The sequence below is a fragment of the Bacteroidia bacterium genome, assembly GCA_033391075.1.
In the GTDB taxonomy this organism is placed as follows: Bacteria; Bacteroidota; Bacteroidia; order J057; family J057; genus JAWPMV01.
On sequence record JAWPMV010000001.1, the window covers coordinates 3,207,511 to 3,224,718 of the forward strand.

Here is a 17,208-nt window from a genome sequence, read left to right on the forward strand (position 1 = left end):
TTTTCTATTTAGTAAAATTGCCATCTCCGGAATTCCGGAGATGGCAATATATGTTTGCGGAAATATTAATTATTCCTCGCTTTTTTCTTCTTCAGCTGGAGCCTCTTCTGCAGGAGCTTCTTCGGCTGCTGCCTCAGCTTCAGCGGCAGGAGCTTCTTCAGCAGCGGCTTCCGCTTCCGGAGCAGCTTCTTCAGCAGGAGTTTCCTCAGCAGCAGGAGCTTCTTCTACAGGAGCTTCTTCAGCTGCTGGAGCTTCTGCTACAGCTTCCTCAACAGGAGCAGCTTCTTCGGCAGCTGGTGCCTCAGCTACTGGCTCTGGCTTTGGTTCTTCTTTCTTTTTGACCGGCTTCGCTTCAGATTCCGGAACTGGCTCCAAAGGATTGCCGGAGATGTCTACAGAAATCACTTTCTTTTTCTTCTTGGCATCCTTTTCAGCACGCCACTTTCCGTAGATTTTTTCGATCTCTGCCTCAGACTTTCCTTGCTTGATCAGTGCATACTTTACAGTAACACCAGCATGGCGAAGGAGCGCACGAACGGTATTGGTAGGTTGAGCACCATTGGCGAGCCATTTAAGCGCAGCCTCATGATCAACGTATACCCTTGCAGGCTCAGTCAAAGAATTATAGAAACCGATTTTTTGGATGAAACGCCCATCTCTAGGGGCTCTGGAGTCGGCAGCAACAATCGCATAATGAGGTGCTTTGCTTCTACCTTGTACTTTTAGTCTTAATTTTACTGGCATATAACCACAAATCTGTTTAAAAAATTGAGTCGCAAAAGTACTCTTTTTTAATCAATAAGCAAAAAAAGGAGAAGAAATTTGTTTTAGCCCTTTAGGCCTTCAGTTACTTGAAATTCCGCAGCCCTTCGGGATGGATAAAGAGAAGCCAGGGTTGCAAGTATCAATACCGTAAAAAATACCAGGACAAAATCCCAGATATCCAGGGCAACCGGAAAAGCCTCGACCCTGAAAACTCCATTTAATTTGATCACTCCAAACTTGATCTGAATGATTCCGCAGATAAAGGCCAGGCTCACCCCCAGAAAACCTCCAATCGCTCCGACCAGCAAACCATCCGAAAGGAATATTCTTCGGATAAAGCCTTCGGTAGCTCCAAAAGATTTGAGAACGGCGATGTCCCGTTTCTTTTCTATAACGATCATAAAGAGTCCTCCCACGATATTGACTGCCGCTATTGCCAGCATCAGAACCAGGATCAAATAGGAGATATATTTTTCATTCTTCATCACCCGATACAAGGTTTTGTGTTGTTCGTACCAGGTCAGGATTTCATATTTACCTTCCACCTTATCGTCCCAGTCGCTTTTGAAGTCTTCCGCATCTTTGATATCGTTCAGACGGATTTCATAGGAAGAGAGTTCTTCTGATTTATCAAATAAACTCCGGGTAAAGTCCAAACTACTTACCAGGTACTTGGCATCATATTCATTCTGTACACTAAAGAAGCCAGCCGGATAGACCTGATCATTGACAATGCTTGCTTCCAATTGCGTGAGGGAAGCTGATTTAGGTATATAAAAGACATTTATAGGAGAAGTAAAGGCAAATTCATCCTCCAGGACCGCATTGAGCTCTGCAGCAATGCCTGAACCCAGAATAGCCCGATTGATCCCATTTCTGGCTGCAAAACTATATCCTCCATCATAGACAAAGGTATCCAGACGATTGACCTCTGTAAAATTGTCTTCTACGCCTTTTAGAATACCATAAGCGACATTATCCTCAAATTGAAGCCCTATCCTGCCTTCCAGGGTTTTTGTTATGGCTGCAACACGGGGATCATTGGCCAGCTCTTCATATAGTTCAAGAGAATCGGCCATATAACGTCCCTCAAAGGCAACGATCTTCACATCCGGATCAAAAGCGGAAAACAGATCTTCGATAAATTCCGTCAATCCATTGAAAACAGAAAGCACCAAAATGATGGCAGCCGTTCCGACTCCTATCCCTACAATTGACACCCAGGTAATGATATTAATCGAATTACTGGATTTCTTTGAAAAGAGATACCTGCGCGCTATGAAAAAAGGTACGTTCAATTATAGATCGGTTAAAATTTCATCAATCCGCTCAGCATACTGATTGGAATCATCTTCGTAAAAGCGAAGCTCGGGAATTTTTTTGACTTTATTTTTAATTCTGGCAGCCAAAGCCTTCCTCACCTCCCAATCATGTTCGGTTAGTGCCTCAATAACTTCCGGAAGTTTCGGATCAGGAAGGGCAGAGACATACACTTTTGCGATAGAAAGGTCACCCGTAACTTTTACGAGAGTCAGGGTAATAAAAGTTCCCGGCACGTATTTTAGGTCTCTCGAAAGGATTTCTGAGAGTTCGACCCTGATTAATTTGGCCAGTTTTTTTTGAACATTGGACTCCGACATATAGCTTTGTAAAGTTACTTTGACAGCAAAAGTACAAAATGCGGACATATTTACGAGTGATTGCGTACGGGAGGCCTTATTTTAGCTTTGGAGCTTTTGCCATAGTTTCTCTTTTTTTATATACCCTCTTTAGTACTGCCACCCTTCTTACTTCCATTCCCTTCCTGGAAATTCTCTTTGACAATAGTCAAAAAATTGCAGAGGCAAATCCCGCAGAACTCTCTATTGCAGATACAGATAGCATAAAAGATTATGCTTATTTCAAACTCGAACAAGCCAAGCAACACTATGGAACCTGGAACATGCTCATCTTTATTTGTGTGGGCCTCCTGATCATAAATTTGCTAAAAAACGCTTTCCGCTATCTCGCCTCCTGGAACATAGCTCCCCTCGAATTTGGCATACTGGAAAACATCCGAAATGACTTATTCGACCACCTCAATACCCTCAGTATGTCTTTTTACTCTAAAAAGAGGAAAGGGGATTTGATCAATACAACACTAGCAGATGTTCAGGTCATTCAGGAAGCGGTAATTAGCACTGTTCAGCAGGTCATTCAGCAGCCCTTTATGATCCTTGTAGTTTTGGCTACCCTTTTCGTTATTTCCTGGAAACTGACCCTATTCGTACTCATTATCCTGCCCATAACTGCTTATTTCATCAATATCATCACCAAGCAGCTCAAACGTAAGGCGCATAGAGGACAGGAAGTTTTAGGTGAATTGGTCTCTACTCTGGATGAATTTGTGGGTGGAATTCGCATTGTAAAAGCTTTTCAAGCTGAGGATTTTGAAAAAGAAAAATACCAGAGCAGGAACCGGGATTACTCCAAACTTCAGATTAGTATAAAAAGAAGAGTTGAAACAGCTTCTCCTACTACCGAGATTTTAAGTTTTGCTATAATAGCAGTTATCATCCTTTATGCGGGAAATCTGATTCTGGAAGGTACAGAAGGGAGTCCCAAAAGATCTGAATTCATTGGCTTTCTGGTTCTCTTCACTCAATTGCTCAATCCCATCAAAATATTCAGCAATTCTATCGCTAAAGTTCAGAAAGGAATTGCAGCCTTTGAACGGATCGAAAGTTTGCTGGCAGAAAAAGCGGAAATCATCGATGTCCCTACTGCCATTTCCGTAAATAAGTTCAAAGAAACCCTCGAATTTCAGGATGTCTATTTCAAATATGAGAAGGATGATGTGCTGAAAGGAATTAGCTTTAAACTGGAGAAAGGAAAAACCATTGCTTTAGTTGGTCCTTCTGGCGGAGGAAAGTCCACCATAGCTGATTTGATTCCAAGATTTTTTGATCCCTATCAAGGTAAGATATTGTTGGATGGAACAGATATTCGACAAATAAAGCTAAAGAGTCTCCGCTCGTTTATTGGAAATGTAACACAAGAGAGTATTCTCTTTCATGATAGCATAGCCAGTAATATCGCTTATGGCATAGCTGATGCCAGCAAAGAAGACATTATACAAGCGGCAAAAATTGCCAATGCCCATCGCTTTATCATTGACCTCCCCGAGCAATATGATACCATCATTGGTGAAAGGGGGACCCGCCTTTCCGGTGGTCAAAGACAAAGAATATCCATTGCAAGGGCTGTGTTGAGAAATCCGGAAATTCTCATTCTGGATGAGGCAACCTCAAATTTGGATACAGAATCCGAAAAACTGGTACAGGAAGCCCTTGAAAAACTCATGCAAGAACGTACAACTTTGGTGATCGCCCATCGATTATCCACCATCCTGAATGCAGACGAAATACTGAGCATTGAAGGAGGTCGTATCGTTGAAAGAGGTAAGCATCAGGAGCTTATCCAGAACTCCGGCATGTACAGGCGTTTGTACGATTTACAGTTTGGAGACTAGAATTTCTTCCTTTTTTAAATTTTTCTTACCGCTCACGCGCAAAATTCGTCGCTTCGAAACAATTGCATTGTCACTATATGTTGCTTTTCCGATTTTTAGGGAAAGTGGTATTAGGAAACCATCTATCAGACTAGCAGTACAAATCGCCCTGGCACTCTTAAAGACTTAAGAAATGCCAGGTTTATTTAATTAAGAGATGATGAAAAGCTTTACAGCACTCAAGTTCTTATTAGTTTTTGCTCTAAGCTTGAGCTCACAACTATTCGCAGCGAACGTTCAAAGTGTCAAGAGTGGCAGTTGGGATGACCCCAGCGTTTGGTCTACCGGAGCTGTACCAGCCCCTGGAGACAATGTGGTCATCAAAGTAGGCCACTTTGTGCAATCTACCCAGATCAATCCCAATATTGAGATCAATAACTTCACAATTGAAGCTACTGGAAGACTCCATTTAGGGAACAGAAATTTCAGGGTTAATGGACAAACCAATATTTCCGGTACGTTTAAAGATGTTGACACCAATGGAGCCAATGTTTTTCAGGGGAAAGTTACAATTGGAGCCGGAGGAATCTGGAATACCCTGGCAGTTGGAGGTAGTGCCCAAAGAATAGTTTTTGGGGGAGGAATCGATGTCAATGGAGATTCCATGTTGATCCAGGTGGCTTCTTTTGCAGGAAACAATCAACTTATTTCGGGAAGTACACAATTGTACATTACCAAGGAACTTTTTGTAAGTCCCGGATTAACTATCACCAATGAAAATACTGCCGGGATGTTTTTTGATGGAGGTCAAATAAGAAGTAGCGATGCTACCGCAACCTTTGTCAATAAAACCATCTTGAAGTATCATGATAGAAATGCGCCGATGACCCCGGGCTCTGTAGATTTCAGTACTCCCGGGAATACTGTCATTTATGGGAGAAGAGATCGCCAGTTCGTGCGACCAACTACCCATTTCAACATGGTTATTGACGACCATGATTTGGCAACTGATGAAAACAATAAAATTCTTCAGCCAGGAACAGCAACTATAGTATTAAATGAGCTTACCATTAATCCTTTTGCAGAATTAAGCACAGAGGATCAATTCCTGACTGTTCAGGGAAATACCATCATCAAAGGAGAAGTTTTCGACGGAAAAGCTGGAGGTTTGGTGACCTTTACCAATCTTCTTCTGGATGGAGGAAAAGTCCACGGACAACCCTGGGCCTTTGGGGATTTTGTAGTTACGGGAACGTTCACGATTCAGGGAGCAAATCCCATCATCGAAGACGGAAGTTGGGATGTTCAGGGCACCACAAATGTTATAGCGGGTTCTAATTTCAGAATTGAAGGAGGAGGCCCCGGACTTAAGCAATTCAGACAAGTAAACCTCGCTCCCGGTGCAAATTATATCGATGTAGCTACTAATGGCAACCTGATCTTTAAAGAGCAGTTGAATATTCAAAATGGTGCCTTCCTGATGAGACAAGACACCTATTTTGAAAATGGATTTGATCACACTGGCGATACCCTGGGAGTTGAAGCAAATATTTTCTTTACAGGAAATACACAAGAGGCTCGCTCATCTGCAGGATGGTTACTAAAAAAACCCATCAATATTGCATCAGGGGTAAGAGCTATCATCAATATTGAAGGTGGGCTTTATGTTCCCACAAACAACACTTATTTCCTTGGAGAGGATGCTACGGCAGTATTTGCGAATAAAGGACAGGTTATTTTTAATGAGAATATTCCAAAACTAAATGCCGTTACCACAGATTTTACGGAAGTAGGAAATGAGGTTGTCATGAATATGGTGCCCGCCAATTATGTAGAATTGCCTGGAGGAGACTTTTATCACCTCACAATCAATAACCAGCGGGTAGAAAACCAAACCATGTTCAGCTTCCTGCCTTTCCAAACCCTTCATACTCTGGGGGATTTTACCCTTGGTAGAAACATCTCTCTCAATCCAGTCCAATTTGATATGCAAGTTGATGGTTGGGGAAGAATCTACGGAGAAATCTTTGACAACAATGTAGATGGAATAGTTACTTTCGGAAACCTGGAAGTAGGTCGGGGGAAGATAGACGGAAACAATTGGAGAAAAGGAACCTTCGCAGTTGCAGGAGATTTTGTAGTAGAAGATACGGTTACAGTTGAAGAAGCAGATTTCTCTGTAGGAGGAATGACTACCATTAAGTCAAACGGTTTGTTGCTCCTTTCAACCAAAGAAGGAGATCGTTCTTTCGGAGGTTTGACAATTGAACCAGACGGAGAGCTCCTGGACAATACCCTGGGAGAGGACTTTGTATTCGATGGTCCGGTTGAACTAGCCGGAAAACTTAGTCTTGCAAATGGTATTTGCCTTTTCACACATCCCGTTATTATTACTGAAACAGGAACCCTGACTTTTGAACGGGAATGGGGTTCGTACAATTTCTCCAAAGGAATCATCAACAATGGAACCGTTGCCTTGGGTAATGGATATTTTGCAGTATCCGGGGAAGTTGGGGGTATGGCAGAAATTGCCCTGAATTCAGACATTTCCGTAGGTGCAGGAGATACCCTAACCAATACAAACTCTGCAGGATTTACTGTTGGCGGAATATTGAATGGAGAAGACGAAGGAAGTTACTTTATCAATAGAGGAATTTTCAATTATGCTCCACGTGCGCCAAATATCCCGATGGAAGTCGGTACATTTGACGCTTTCACCGACCCAGATAATTGGGTAAACTTTTCCGGAACTAATGGATGGCAGGAAGTAGAAACTGGAGATTATCGTAACATTGGATTCCTCAATGGGGGAAATAAAAAATTAGCCGGTGGAAACATCCAGATATATGGAGATATAAAGGTTGCAGAAACAACCGTAAGAAAAGCGCAAGATCCTTTTGCAGTCGGAGTAGTAAGAATTGTAGGTGAAGGTGATCAGCACATTTCCGGAGATGTGAGTGGATTGTTTGAAGAAGTTTTTGTCGAAAAACCTTCTGGCAAACTTATCCTGGACAATGACTTCGGCATTACCGGTACCCTTTTGATGAAAGGTGGGATCATGGAAGCCTATAATGGCGGCTTATTCATGGCCAACAACAGTTTTTTACAAGAGACAGAAGAATCTTATGTTCTGGGTCGGGTTGCTGCACTCAGGGATATTTGTGAAGGTTGTTCCAATGATTTCGGAGGATTAGGTCTGAAAATTCAGGCAGGATCCGGAGTAGCAATGGGCCCAACTCGTGTGATTCGTCATACGGGTGCCTCTTATGCCCCCGGTCAAGTCACACGTTATTATGAGGTTATTCCTACCAATAATGAAAATCTTAATGCTTCTATTGAATTCGGTTATCTCGAAAGAGAAATCAATGGAGCGATTGAAAAAGACCTCGATGTAGTTCTATCGACAGATGGGACCACTTTCGAAGTCCTGGGAGGAAAAAACCTGACCAAGAGCAATCTGGTTCAGAAAACCAAAATCGACCAATTAGGCATCATTTCTTTGGCCCCAAGTAGTATGGCCATCAATGCCTATCCTTCTCCATTTACAGATGGAAACCTGAACATCGATTATGTGATTGATGAGGATATGTTTGTTGACCTCAGAATCTTTGACAGAACAGGAAGAACTTTTGTAAAAAGAAGTGTTGAAAGTTTTGGAGGATTAAACACCTTCAAGCTCGAAGAAATGCAATTGCCTGCCGGCATCTACTTTGTGAGAATAGTCGCAGGAGATAAAATTGGATTCAAAACAGTCCTCAAGATCACTCCATAAGGCTAGTCATTATTAATATAATAAGTCCGCCAGGCAGATCTTCTGTCCTGGCGGCTTTTCCTTTAATATAAAAGCCGTAAATTTGCAGCCTCAAAATGGCATAAACAGAAAATGAACATTTCCACCAAGTATTCACCAGCAGAGATCGAAGATAAGTGGTATCAGGCCTGGTTGGACGCAAAATGCTTTGCTTCCAGTCCAGACGAGCGTGAGCCCTATACCATAGTTATACCTCCTCCCAACGTAACCGGGATATTGCATATGGGCCATATGCTAAACAATACCATACAGGATGTCCTGGTCAGAAGAAAAAGGATGGAAGGATACAATGCATGCTGGGTTCCGGGTACGGACCATGCATCTATCGCGACTGAGGCCAAAGTGGTAAAAATGCTGGCGGATCAGGGGATCAGCAAATTTGACATCGGCAGGAAGAAATACCTCGAGCATGCATTCGAATGGAAAGAAAAGTATGGGGGAATAATCCTGCAACAGTTGAAAAAACTGGGCGCCAGTTGTGATTGGGATCGCACCGCCTTTACCATGGATGAAGATTATTCAAAATCCGTGATTCAGGTATTTTGTGATCTTTATGAAAAAGGTCATGTATATCGCGGTATCCGTATGGTCAACTGGGATCCCTCTGCCAAAACAGCCGTTTCAGATGAAGAGGTAATCCACAAAGATACCCCCGGCAATCTCTACCATGTTCGCTATGCGATCAAAGATATGGAAGGGGAATTTGTAACCATTGCCACTACCCGACCCGAAACTATCCTGGGAGATACAGCCGTTGCGATCCATCCGGAAGATGAACGCTACACCCATCTGCATGGCAAGAAGGTTCTTGTGCCGCTGATCAATAGAGAAATTCCTATCATCGCAGATGATTATGTTGAACGTGAATTTGGAACCGGATGTCTGAAAGTTACTCCTGCACATGATCTCAATGACTATGAGATCGGAATCAGGCATAATTTACCGACCATTGATGTATTAAATGAAGATGGTACTATCAGTGAGGCGGGAGAAATGTTTATCGGAGAAGATCGCTTTGTCGTTCGTAAGAAAATCTCCAAAGCTCTGGAAGAAGCTGGGCATCTGGTAGAGAAAGAACCTTACAACCACTCTGTGGGATACTCAGAAAGAACAGATGCGGCTATTGAGCCCCGTTTGTCTATGCAGTGGTTCCTCAATATGCAAGAAGTCTCCAAACCGGCTCTAAAAGCGGTAATGGATGGCGAAATAGAACTGATTCCTGGCAAATTCATCAATACCTACAAATATTGGATGGAAAATGTACGGGATTGGTGTTTGTCCAGACAGCTTTGGTGGGGACATCAGATTCCGGCTTACTATATCAAGGGTACAAATGATCATGTAGTTGCTGCAACAGCATCAGAAGCCCTGGAAAAAGCAAAAGCAAAGACGGGAAATGCATCCCTGACAATGGATGAGCTGACTCAGGATGAAGATGTATTGGATACCTGGGCTTCGAGTTGGCTCTGGCCGATTTCAACTTTCCGTGGATTGACCGATCCCGGAAATGAAGATATCAAGTACTACTACCCTACCAATGATCTGGTTACGGCTCCGGAGATCCTTTTCTTTTGGGTTGCGAGAATGATCATTGCGGGTTATGAGTATATGGGCGAAAAGCCTTTCAAGAATGTTTATCTGCATGGAATTGTAAGAGATGACAAGCGGAGGAAAATGAGTAAATCCCTCGGTAACTCTCCCGACTCTTTGGAACTGATCGAGAAGTTTGGGGCAGATGGAGTTCGGGTAGGGATGCTATTGGCTTCTCCAGCGGGGAATGATCTTTTGTATAAAGATAGCCTGGTTGAACAAGGAAGAAACTTTGCTAACAAAATCTGGAATGCTTTCCGTCTGGTAAAAGGATGGGAAACTTCTGATGCACCTTCCTTGGACACAGATAAAATTGCCATTGAGTGGATGAAGGCCAAAATCAAAGATGCGGCTTTCGAAATCGAAGATCACTTCAGCAAATTTCGGATTTCAGATGCTTTGATGTCGGTATATAAATTGAAATGGGATGATTTCTGTTCCTGGTTCCTGGAAATGGTAAAACCTCCTTATGGAGAACCGATTTCTGCAGAAACTCTTGAATCCGTAATCGACCTATTTGAAGAAGCCCTTAAAATTCTTCATCCGTTCATGCCTTTTATAACCGAAGAACTTTGGCATGGATTAAGAGAAAGAGAAGCTGATGATTTCATCATGCTAAGTGATATGCCCAAAGGAAATGGAAATAAGCCTTCCATTCTTGAAGACATCGATCTCATCACAGAAGGTATCTCAGCCGTAAGAAATTTCCGTACTCAGAAAGGCCTTTCGCCCAAAGAAAGCATCGAACTCTATATAAAGAGCGATCAGAAAACTCTCTTTGAAACCTATCAGGGATTCCTGAGCAAATTCCTCAATACTTCCAAAATCGAGTTTGTGGATGAGCAGGTGGATGGAACAGGTAGCCTAAGAGTCAGAACTCATGAGTTTTTCATTCCTCTGGGAGAGGTAGATGTTGAAGCCGAAAAGGAAAAAATTCTCAAAGAGATTGAATACAACCAAGGCTTCCTGATCAAAATTCAAAAGAAACTGGCCAATGAACGCTTCGTTCAAAATGCACCTGAAAAAGTGGTAGAACTCGAACGGAAAAAGCAATCTGACACAGAAGCTAAACTGGCTCTACTGAAAGATAGTCTGGAACAGTTAGGCTAAAGATATTTAGATAATAAATCGTAGGGGCTGATATAAATCAGCCCCTATTTTTTTTACAAAATTCTTTGTCATCCTGAGCACCGTCGAAGGGACTAAATGAGGTACCAGAAATTATGAGTTAGTTCAAAATTGGCACAGCTTGGGGTAAGAAATGTAGGCCCCTCGACGGAGCTCGGGGTGACACAGCTTGTGTTGGGACTACAAATCATGTCAAGCTTAAGCCCCAAAAACAAAGGCCCCGGAAGAAGTTCTTCCGGGACATCAAGGTTTGTAAACAAAATTGAATATTACGAATCTTTTTAGCTCATGATTGTTAAACAGCAACTTTTGATTAAAGCATTTTATAAAACTTTTTGTTTAGCTGTTAATTCTCATAGGAAATAATAATTCCTACTTTAGAATATACCGAATTTTCACCTGTTTTTCAAATAGTCCCTCTACTCATCGCCCTGCCCGATTTACGAGATAAACACTACATAAAATCAGGCCCATTGCCAGAATTTGCCAGTAGGAAATCTGTTCACCATCCCAGGCTCCCCAACTAATTGCAACCAGGGGCATGAGATAGGTAGTTAGGGTTGCAAAGACTGAACCACTTATTTGTACGAGGTAGCTCAGAAGGATCAAAGCAATGGCATTTGCAAAGATTCCCAGGATCAACACAAAACCCATCGCACGCATGCCCCCTTCTACCTCAAAAGCCAGGGGAAAGAATTCTCCCGTCAGTAACAAAGTCCCCGAAAGAGGTAATATTAGCAGAAAGGCCACAGATGCGATCTGCAAGGCGCTAAGTCCACGCAGGTTGAATTGTAGCATATTGGCCGTAAAGCCATTGAGAACCGTTGCAAAGACCGAGACCAGGACAAAAAAATTAGCATAGCCAATCTCAGCATTTCCACTAACCCGCAACAAGAAAAGGGTCGCGGCCAGGCCTAGCAATAAACCCAGTGCTTGCATGCGATTTAGTTTCTGTTTATAGGCCAACAAACCCACGATCAGGGTCATGAGCGGCGTCAGGGTATTGATGATCCCATTGAGGGCACTGTCAATCTGGCTTTGAGCCACGGCATAAGAAAGGGTGGTGAAAATATTGGCAATGACAGAGAAAAGTATCAGATATTTCCATTTCTCACCCGGAATATTTTTTAGCTCCCGAAGGGCAAAAGGAAGAAGGGTAATAGCCGCGAAAGTCATCCGTCCCGAAACGACCTGCAAAGGTGTAAAAACGACCAGTGCTTTCTTTAGCATAATGAAGGAACTCCCCCAAACAAAAGTCAGGACAAGGATCAACACCCATGCTTGTATTTTGGGAGGAATATTTTCCAGGTATTCTTTCAGTGGCATGATTCGAGGCCAAAATTAGTAATTAAATCCAGACCTTTAGCCAGAGAAAAATTAATTTCTTGTAATATCTTTAAGAAAGTGGGTACTAAGTGAATAGAGAACAAATTAATTTAACTAGAACACATGAAAATCCTGGTCTTTAGCTTGAGCCTCATTTTTAGCCTGACATTTCTGCATCATCCTGTTTTCGCCCAAAGAATACCTGAAAGCATCAAGCAGAACATCCGAGCAAGAATTGACAATGGGGAAAATAAAAACATCATCATTGGCATTGTTGATGAGAAGGGAAAACAATACTATAGTTATGGCTATGTTTCTGATAAAGCCAAAGTAGCTCCCAAGAAATATACCCTCTATGAAATCGGCTCTGTCAGCAAAGTTTTTACCGGACTTGCACTGGCAATGGCGGCAACTGAAGAGCAAATCAACTTAGATGATCCTTTAGCTGATCATTTGCCGGAAGGGGTAAAACTCAAAGATTATGAGGGGCAAGCCGTTTTGATGAAACACCTTTCTAATCATTACTCTGGCCTTCCACGCCTGCCAGAAAACATGCCTTTTACAGATCCTCTGAATCCCTATGAAGATTATGACAAAGAACTCTTGTGGGAATTCCTGAATGGACATGCTTTGAGAAGGGCACCAGAGGCTAAATATGAATATTCAAATTTGGCAGTCGGACTATTGGGGACGATTCTGGCAGATAAAAAAGGAAAAAGCTATGATGAATTGATTTATGGGGAAATCTCCAGCAAACTGGATATGAAGGATACGAGGGTCAAGTTGAATGATGATCAGAAGCTTCGTCTATCTCCGGGCCATGATGGCAATAAACAAGTTAAGAACTGGGACCTCAACGCTTTGGAAGGAGCAGGCGCCATTCGTTCATCAGCCTCTGATATGCTCAATTTCCTCATGTACCAGATGGAAATGTATCCTTCTCCTTTAACTAGCGCTATGAGATTGAGCCAAAAAGGAACTGCAGCTCTGGATAATGGTACAGACTCAGTTGCCCTGGGTTGGCACATCAAACATGGGGAAGACTCAAAAATCATCTGGCACAACGGACAGACGGGAGGCTATCATTCCTTTCTGGGATTTGATAAAGCCAAGAAAAAGGGGGTAGTCGTTTTGAGCAATTCAACCATCAGCATAGATGACATCGGCTTGCATTTTCTGGATGCGAATAATCCCCTTAAGGAGATCAAAGAAATAGTTAAGCTGGGAGTAGAAACCCTGGATCAATATGTGGGCACGTACTCTTTAGCGCCCAATGTGAATGTATTTATCCGGAGAAATAATCTTCAATTGAGCGCACAGGTGACAGGCCAGGGAGAATTTGAGATTTATCCCGAATCTGAAAATAGATTTTTCCTCAGAGTTGTCGATGCAGCTGTCGAGTTCAATAAAGACGATGAAGGAAATATTGAAAGTTTTACTCTCTTTCAAAATGGTCTGGAACAAGTAGCCAAGAGAACTTCTGATGAGACTCCAAAAGTGGAGAAAAAAGAGCGAGTTGAGATCGAATTAAGTGAGTCGCAAATTGAGAAGTATGATGGAAGCTATATACTCGCACCTGGAGTTGAGTTCACCGTTACGCATAAAGGAAATCAGCTCTATGTAAAACTGACCGGCCAGGCTTCATTCCCCGTATATGCAGTATCAGAAAGCAGATTCTTTTACAAAATTGTAGATGCCGAATTAGAATTTGAAGTAAATGATAAGGGAGAAGCAAGGGCAGTAACCTTATTCCAAAACGGAGCAGAGCAGAAAGCAAAACGTAAAGAATGATGCTTCAACATTAAAAGGAGGAAATGTCGTTTTACGGACGGCTATCAAGCTTAAGGCTATATCTTACATAGTCGTCGATAAATAAGATTAAGTAGGCGATTAGGCTTGTGGCCTAGTGGGCGTGCAACTAATTTTGCACAAAATCTAATCGATGCTAAGAACGCTTGTCCCCCTTTTTATTTCCGCAATCCTAGTTTGTGGAACTAGCTTCGCCCAGTCAGGTTCGAACTATTCAGATCGTAGCATCAACATCAAAGAGGCCACAGAAACGATTCGTTTGGATGGTGTACTCGATGACAAAGCCTGGCAGGAAGCCGAAAGCAGTAATGGATTTTTCCAGCGCTTTCCAATGGATACTTCTTTAGCGGAGTCCCAGACGGAAGTAATGCTTTCCTACGACAAGAACTTCTTATACGTAGCAGCGATTTGCCACAGAAAGCCTGGTGAGTACGTAATTTCTTCATTACGCCGTGATTTTTCTACCAGAGGAGAAGATTATTTTGCTATTATTCTCGATCCTTTTCTAGACAAGACCAATGGCTTCGAGTTTGCAGTCAGTGCGTATGGTGTTCAAAGAGAATCTCTGATCACCAATGGAGGAAATGGAAGGAATGGAACGACTTCAAGCTGGGACAATAAATGGTTTGCCAAAACCAGTAGAGATGATAAAGGCTACTATGTAGAAATAGCTATTCCATTTAAAACCCTTAGATATAAAGAAGGGGGCACAGAATGGGGAATCAATTTCGCCCGCTCAGAATCACAAACCAATGAGCGAACCAATTGGACCCTTATTCCCCGAAACTTTCAATCCACTTCTTTGGGTTTTACAGGTGCTTTGAGATGGGATAAACCTTTGAGAAAACCGGGATTCAATATGGCAGTAATTCCATATATGACAGGAGGAATTACCAAAAATTATGAAGAAGGAACGGATCCAAATTCCGGAGGAGCTATTGGCGGAGATATAAAAATTGGGGTTGGACCAGCCCTCAACCTTGACCTGACCATCAATCCTGACTTTTCACAAGTAGAAGTTGATCGTCAGGTAACCAATCTGGATCGATTTGAGATTTCTTTCCCCGAAAGAAGACAGTTCTTTCTGGAAAACAATGACTTATTCTCCAGCTTTGGGACGCAATCTTTGAGGCCATTTTTTACCCGGAGGATCGGTATTGCCAAAGATATTGTTACCAATGAGACCGTAGAAAATCGAATCATTGCAGGTGCCCGATTGAGTGGGAAGTTGAATAAAGACTGGCGGGTTGGCTTGCTGAATATGCAGACAGAGTCTGATCCGGAAATTGGAGTGCCAGCCACAAACTATACCGTAGGAGTGGCTCAACGCCAGGTTTTCAGCAGATCCAATATATCCGGCATTGTGATCAATAAAGAATCCTTTGCTACTACTGCAGAGGAAGATACCCTGGCATTCCCTCGTAGTTTCAATCGGGTCGTTGGAATGGATTACAATCACGCTTCCCGGGATAATAAATGGCAGGGAAAAGTCTTTTACCATAAATCCATTGGGATGGAAAATCTCGATGATGAATACTCACATGGTACTAGTCTCCGATACAATAGTCCGATTTGGGAAGTGCAGTGGAATCATGAGGTGGTAGGGGAAAATTATGATGCAGAAGTAGGTTTCATCAGAAGAACCGGATATAGAAGAATCAGCCCTAGTCTGGAATATAAATATTATCCCAAACTCAAACTTTTCAATCGGGTTGGAGCAGAGGTTCAAACGGATTATCTATGGTCCAATGAATTGGGACTTACCGACAGAACCCTGAGTGCCGACATTATCCTAAGGTTTAATAGAGGAGATTATCTTCGCTTTGGCTATGAGAATGAATATGTAAAGTTGACAAGCAGTTTCGATCCTACCCGAACCGATGGATTAGAATTAGAAGCAGGAACAGAATATAATGCGCACAGGATGACAGCCCTGTTTTTCTCAGATAGTCGTAGAAAGTTTAATACCTTTTTCCGCGCTACGCATGGAGAATATTTCAATGGCAGAAGGTCCGGTATCTCTGGGGAATTGCGTTATCGCATGCAACCCAGAGCCGTTATTTCCTCCAGTTTCTCCTTAAATCGCGTCGAACTACCTGAGCCCTACAATAGTGCTACGCTTATTCTGGTGGGTCCCAAGATTGATCTCACCTTCACCGACAAAATCTTCTTCACTACCCTCATCCAATACAATAACCAGATAGACAATGTGAACATCAACGCCCGTTTCCAATGGCGTTATGCACCGGTCTCAGACCTTTTCATTGTCTATACCGACAATTATTATTCTTCAAATTTCCAGGTAAAAAATCGGGGAATTGTGTTGAAGTTGACGTATTGGTTAAACGTGTAGAGAAGTGTTCTGGTGTTCAGATGTTCTGGTGTTATTGCAAGTTTTTATATCCCAGGAGAACACCAGAATACCCGAGCACATTTATTTCAGCTTCCCTTCCAACTCTTCAAAAGCCTCTTTCTGCTCCTTTGTCAACTTCGTTGGGGTCTTCACCTGTACGGTAACATACAGATTGCCAAACTTGCTGGTGGTTCCATAATGAGGCATTCCGAGGCCAGATAGTTTGAGTTTCTCTCCACTTTGGGTTCCTGCTGGTATGGTGAAACTGACACTTCCCTTTAAAGTAGGGATTTTGATCTTTCTATTGAGAACGAGATCAAAAAGATCCACCTTGAGGTCTATGTATAGATCGTTTTCTCGGCGGCTGAATTTGCCATGGGGTTTGATTTTCACTTCTAAAATGAGATCGCCAGCAGGCCCTCCACTTCTTCCCGGTCCCCCCTGCCCTTTCAGCCGCAACTTCTGGCCATGCTTTACCCCTGCTTTGACATGTACTCGCAATTTCTTACCATCATACTTCAGAACATCTCTCATGCCTTTATAGGCCTCCTCAAGACTGATGGTCATATTAGCAACATGGTCCCGACCTTTACGTATGGTATTTCGGGCACCAAATATCTCTTCAAAAAATGAGGTAAATACCGAATTGATATCTCCTCCACCGGGAGCCTGCCTAAAACCTCCCATAGGTCCCCCCTGATATTGGCGGAAATTCTGCCCCAGCATATCGTACTTGCGCCGGTTGTCCGGATCAAGCAGTACTTCCTTGGCTTCACTGATCTCTTTAAACCGCTGTTCGGCAGAAGGATTGTTGGGATTGGCATCGGGATGATACTTTACCGCCAGCTTCTTATACTTCTTCCGGATCTCCTCTTCACTCGCAGTACGGCTTACTCCCAGAACTTTATAATAATCTTTATACTGCATCAATCAATA

10 protein-coding genes are annotated in these 17,208 nt (G+C 42.6%); 5 read left to right on the plus strand and 5 right to left on the minus strand.

All coding sequences use genetic code 11. From position 1 onward, the window contains the following. Positions 1 to 69 precede the first annotated feature (69 nt). The 3 genes from rpsP to rbfA form a co-directional block, all read right to left on the minus strand. Positions 70 to 744 carry a 30S ribosomal protein S16 gene (gene rpsP, locus R8P61_12945; GenBank protein MDW3647967.1) on the minus strand — a complete coding sequence of 225 codons (675 nt, stop codon included), beginning with the start codon at positions 742 to 744 and terminating at the stop codon, positions 70 to 72. A gap of 83 nt (positions 745 to 827) precedes the next feature. Continuing rightward, on the minus strand, positions 828 to 2,063 hold the full coding sequence (locus R8P61_12950; protein ID MDW3647968.1) for an ABC transporter permease: 1,236 nt from the start codon (positions 2,061 to 2,063) through the stop codon (positions 828 to 830). Next, positions 2,064 to 2,405, minus strand: a complete 342-nt coding sequence (gene rbfA, locus R8P61_12955) for a 30S ribosome-binding factor RbfA (GenBank protein ID MDW3647969.1) — start codon at positions 2,403 to 2,405, stop codon at positions 2,064 to 2,066. A gap of 38 nt (positions 2,406 to 2,443) precedes the next feature. On the opposite strand from rbfA, the gene R8P61_12960 reads away from it, so the two are divergent. From R8P61_12960 to R8P61_12970, 3 genes are all read left to right on the plus strand, one after another. Next, a complete protein-coding gene (locus R8P61_12960) occupies positions 2,444 to 4,276 on the plus strand; it encodes an ABC transporter ATP-binding protein (GenBank protein ID MDW3647970.1) in 1,833 nt (610 codons plus the stop codon). Between the two features lie 247 nt (positions 4,277 to 4,523). Beyond that, complete coding sequence (locus R8P61_12965; protein ID MDW3647971.1) at positions 4,524 to 8,027, plus strand: T9SS type A sorting domain-containing protein; 3,504 nt, start codon at positions 4,524 to 4,526, stop codon at positions 8,025 to 8,027. 111 nt (positions 8,028 to 8,138) lie between these two features. Next, entirely contained in the window at positions 8,139 to 10,766 is a 2,628-nt protein-coding gene (locus tag R8P61_12970; GenBank protein MDW3647972.1) for a valine--tRNA ligase, read from the plus strand. Positions 10,767 to 11,207: 441 nt separating this feature from the next. On the opposite strand, the gene R8P61_12975 is transcribed toward R8P61_12970, so the two are convergent. After that, positions 11,208 to 12,110 (minus strand): DMT family transporter, encoded by a 903-nt coding sequence (locus R8P61_12975; GenBank protein MDW3647973.1) that lies wholly within the window; start codon positions 12,108 to 12,110, stop codon positions 11,208 to 11,210. A 123-nt stretch (positions 12,111 to 12,233) separates the two neighbouring features. Here R8P61_12975 and R8P61_12980 point away from each other — a divergent pair, with 123 nt between their 5' ends. After that, positions 12,234 to 13,901 (plus strand): serine hydrolase, encoded by a 1,668-nt coding sequence (locus R8P61_12980; GenBank protein MDW3647974.1) that lies wholly within the window; start codon positions 12,234 to 12,236, stop codon positions 13,899 to 13,901. A 151-nt stretch (positions 13,902 to 14,052) separates the two neighbouring features. Then, positions 14,053 to 16,272 (plus strand): DUF5916 domain-containing protein, encoded by a 2,220-nt coding sequence (locus tag R8P61_12985; protein MDW3647975.1) that lies wholly within the window; start codon positions 14,053 to 14,055, stop codon positions 16,270 to 16,272. An 81-nt stretch (positions 16,273 to 16,353) separates the two neighbouring features. On the opposite strand, the gene R8P61_12990 is transcribed toward R8P61_12985, so the two are convergent. Further along, the gene (locus tag R8P61_12990; GenBank protein ID MDW3647976.1) at positions 16,354 to 17,199 is read right to left on the minus strand and encodes a J domain-containing protein; all 846 of its coding nucleotides are present in this window, start codon (positions 17,197 to 17,199) and stop codon (positions 16,354 to 16,356) included. Positions 17,200 to 17,208: the final 9 nt, after the last annotated feature.

Coding starts and splice junctions, on each gene's coding strand:
- rpsP (MDW3647967.1), bottom strand. CDS start 744: ATGCCAGTAAAATTAAGACTAAAAGTACAAGGTAGAAGCAAAGCACCT.
- rbfA (MDW3647969.1), bottom strand. CDS start 2,405: ATGTCGGAGTCCAATGTTCAAAAAAAACTGGCCAAATTAATCAGGGTC.
- R8P61_12960 (MDW3647970.1), top strand. CDS start 2,444: ATGCGGACATATTTACGAGTGATTGCGTACGGGAGGCCTTATTTTAGC.
- R8P61_12970 (MDW3647972.1), top strand. CDS start 8,139: ATGAACATTTCCACCAAGTATTCACCAGCAGAGATCGAAGATAAGTGG.
- R8P61_12975 (MDW3647973.1), bottom strand. CDS start 12,110: ATGCCACTGAAAGAATACCTGGAAAATATTCCTCCCAAAATACAAGCA.
- R8P61_12980 (MDW3647974.1), top strand. CDS start 12,234: ATGAAAATCCTGGTCTTTAGCTTGAGCCTCATTTTTAGCCTGACATTT.
- R8P61_12985 (MDW3647975.1), top strand. CDS start 14,053: ATGCTAAGAACGCTTGTCCCCCTTTTTATTTCCGCAATCCTAGTTTGT.
- R8P61_12990 (MDW3647976.1), bottom strand. CDS start 17,199: ATGCAGTATAAAGATTATTATAAAGTTCTGGGAGTAAGCCGTACTGCG.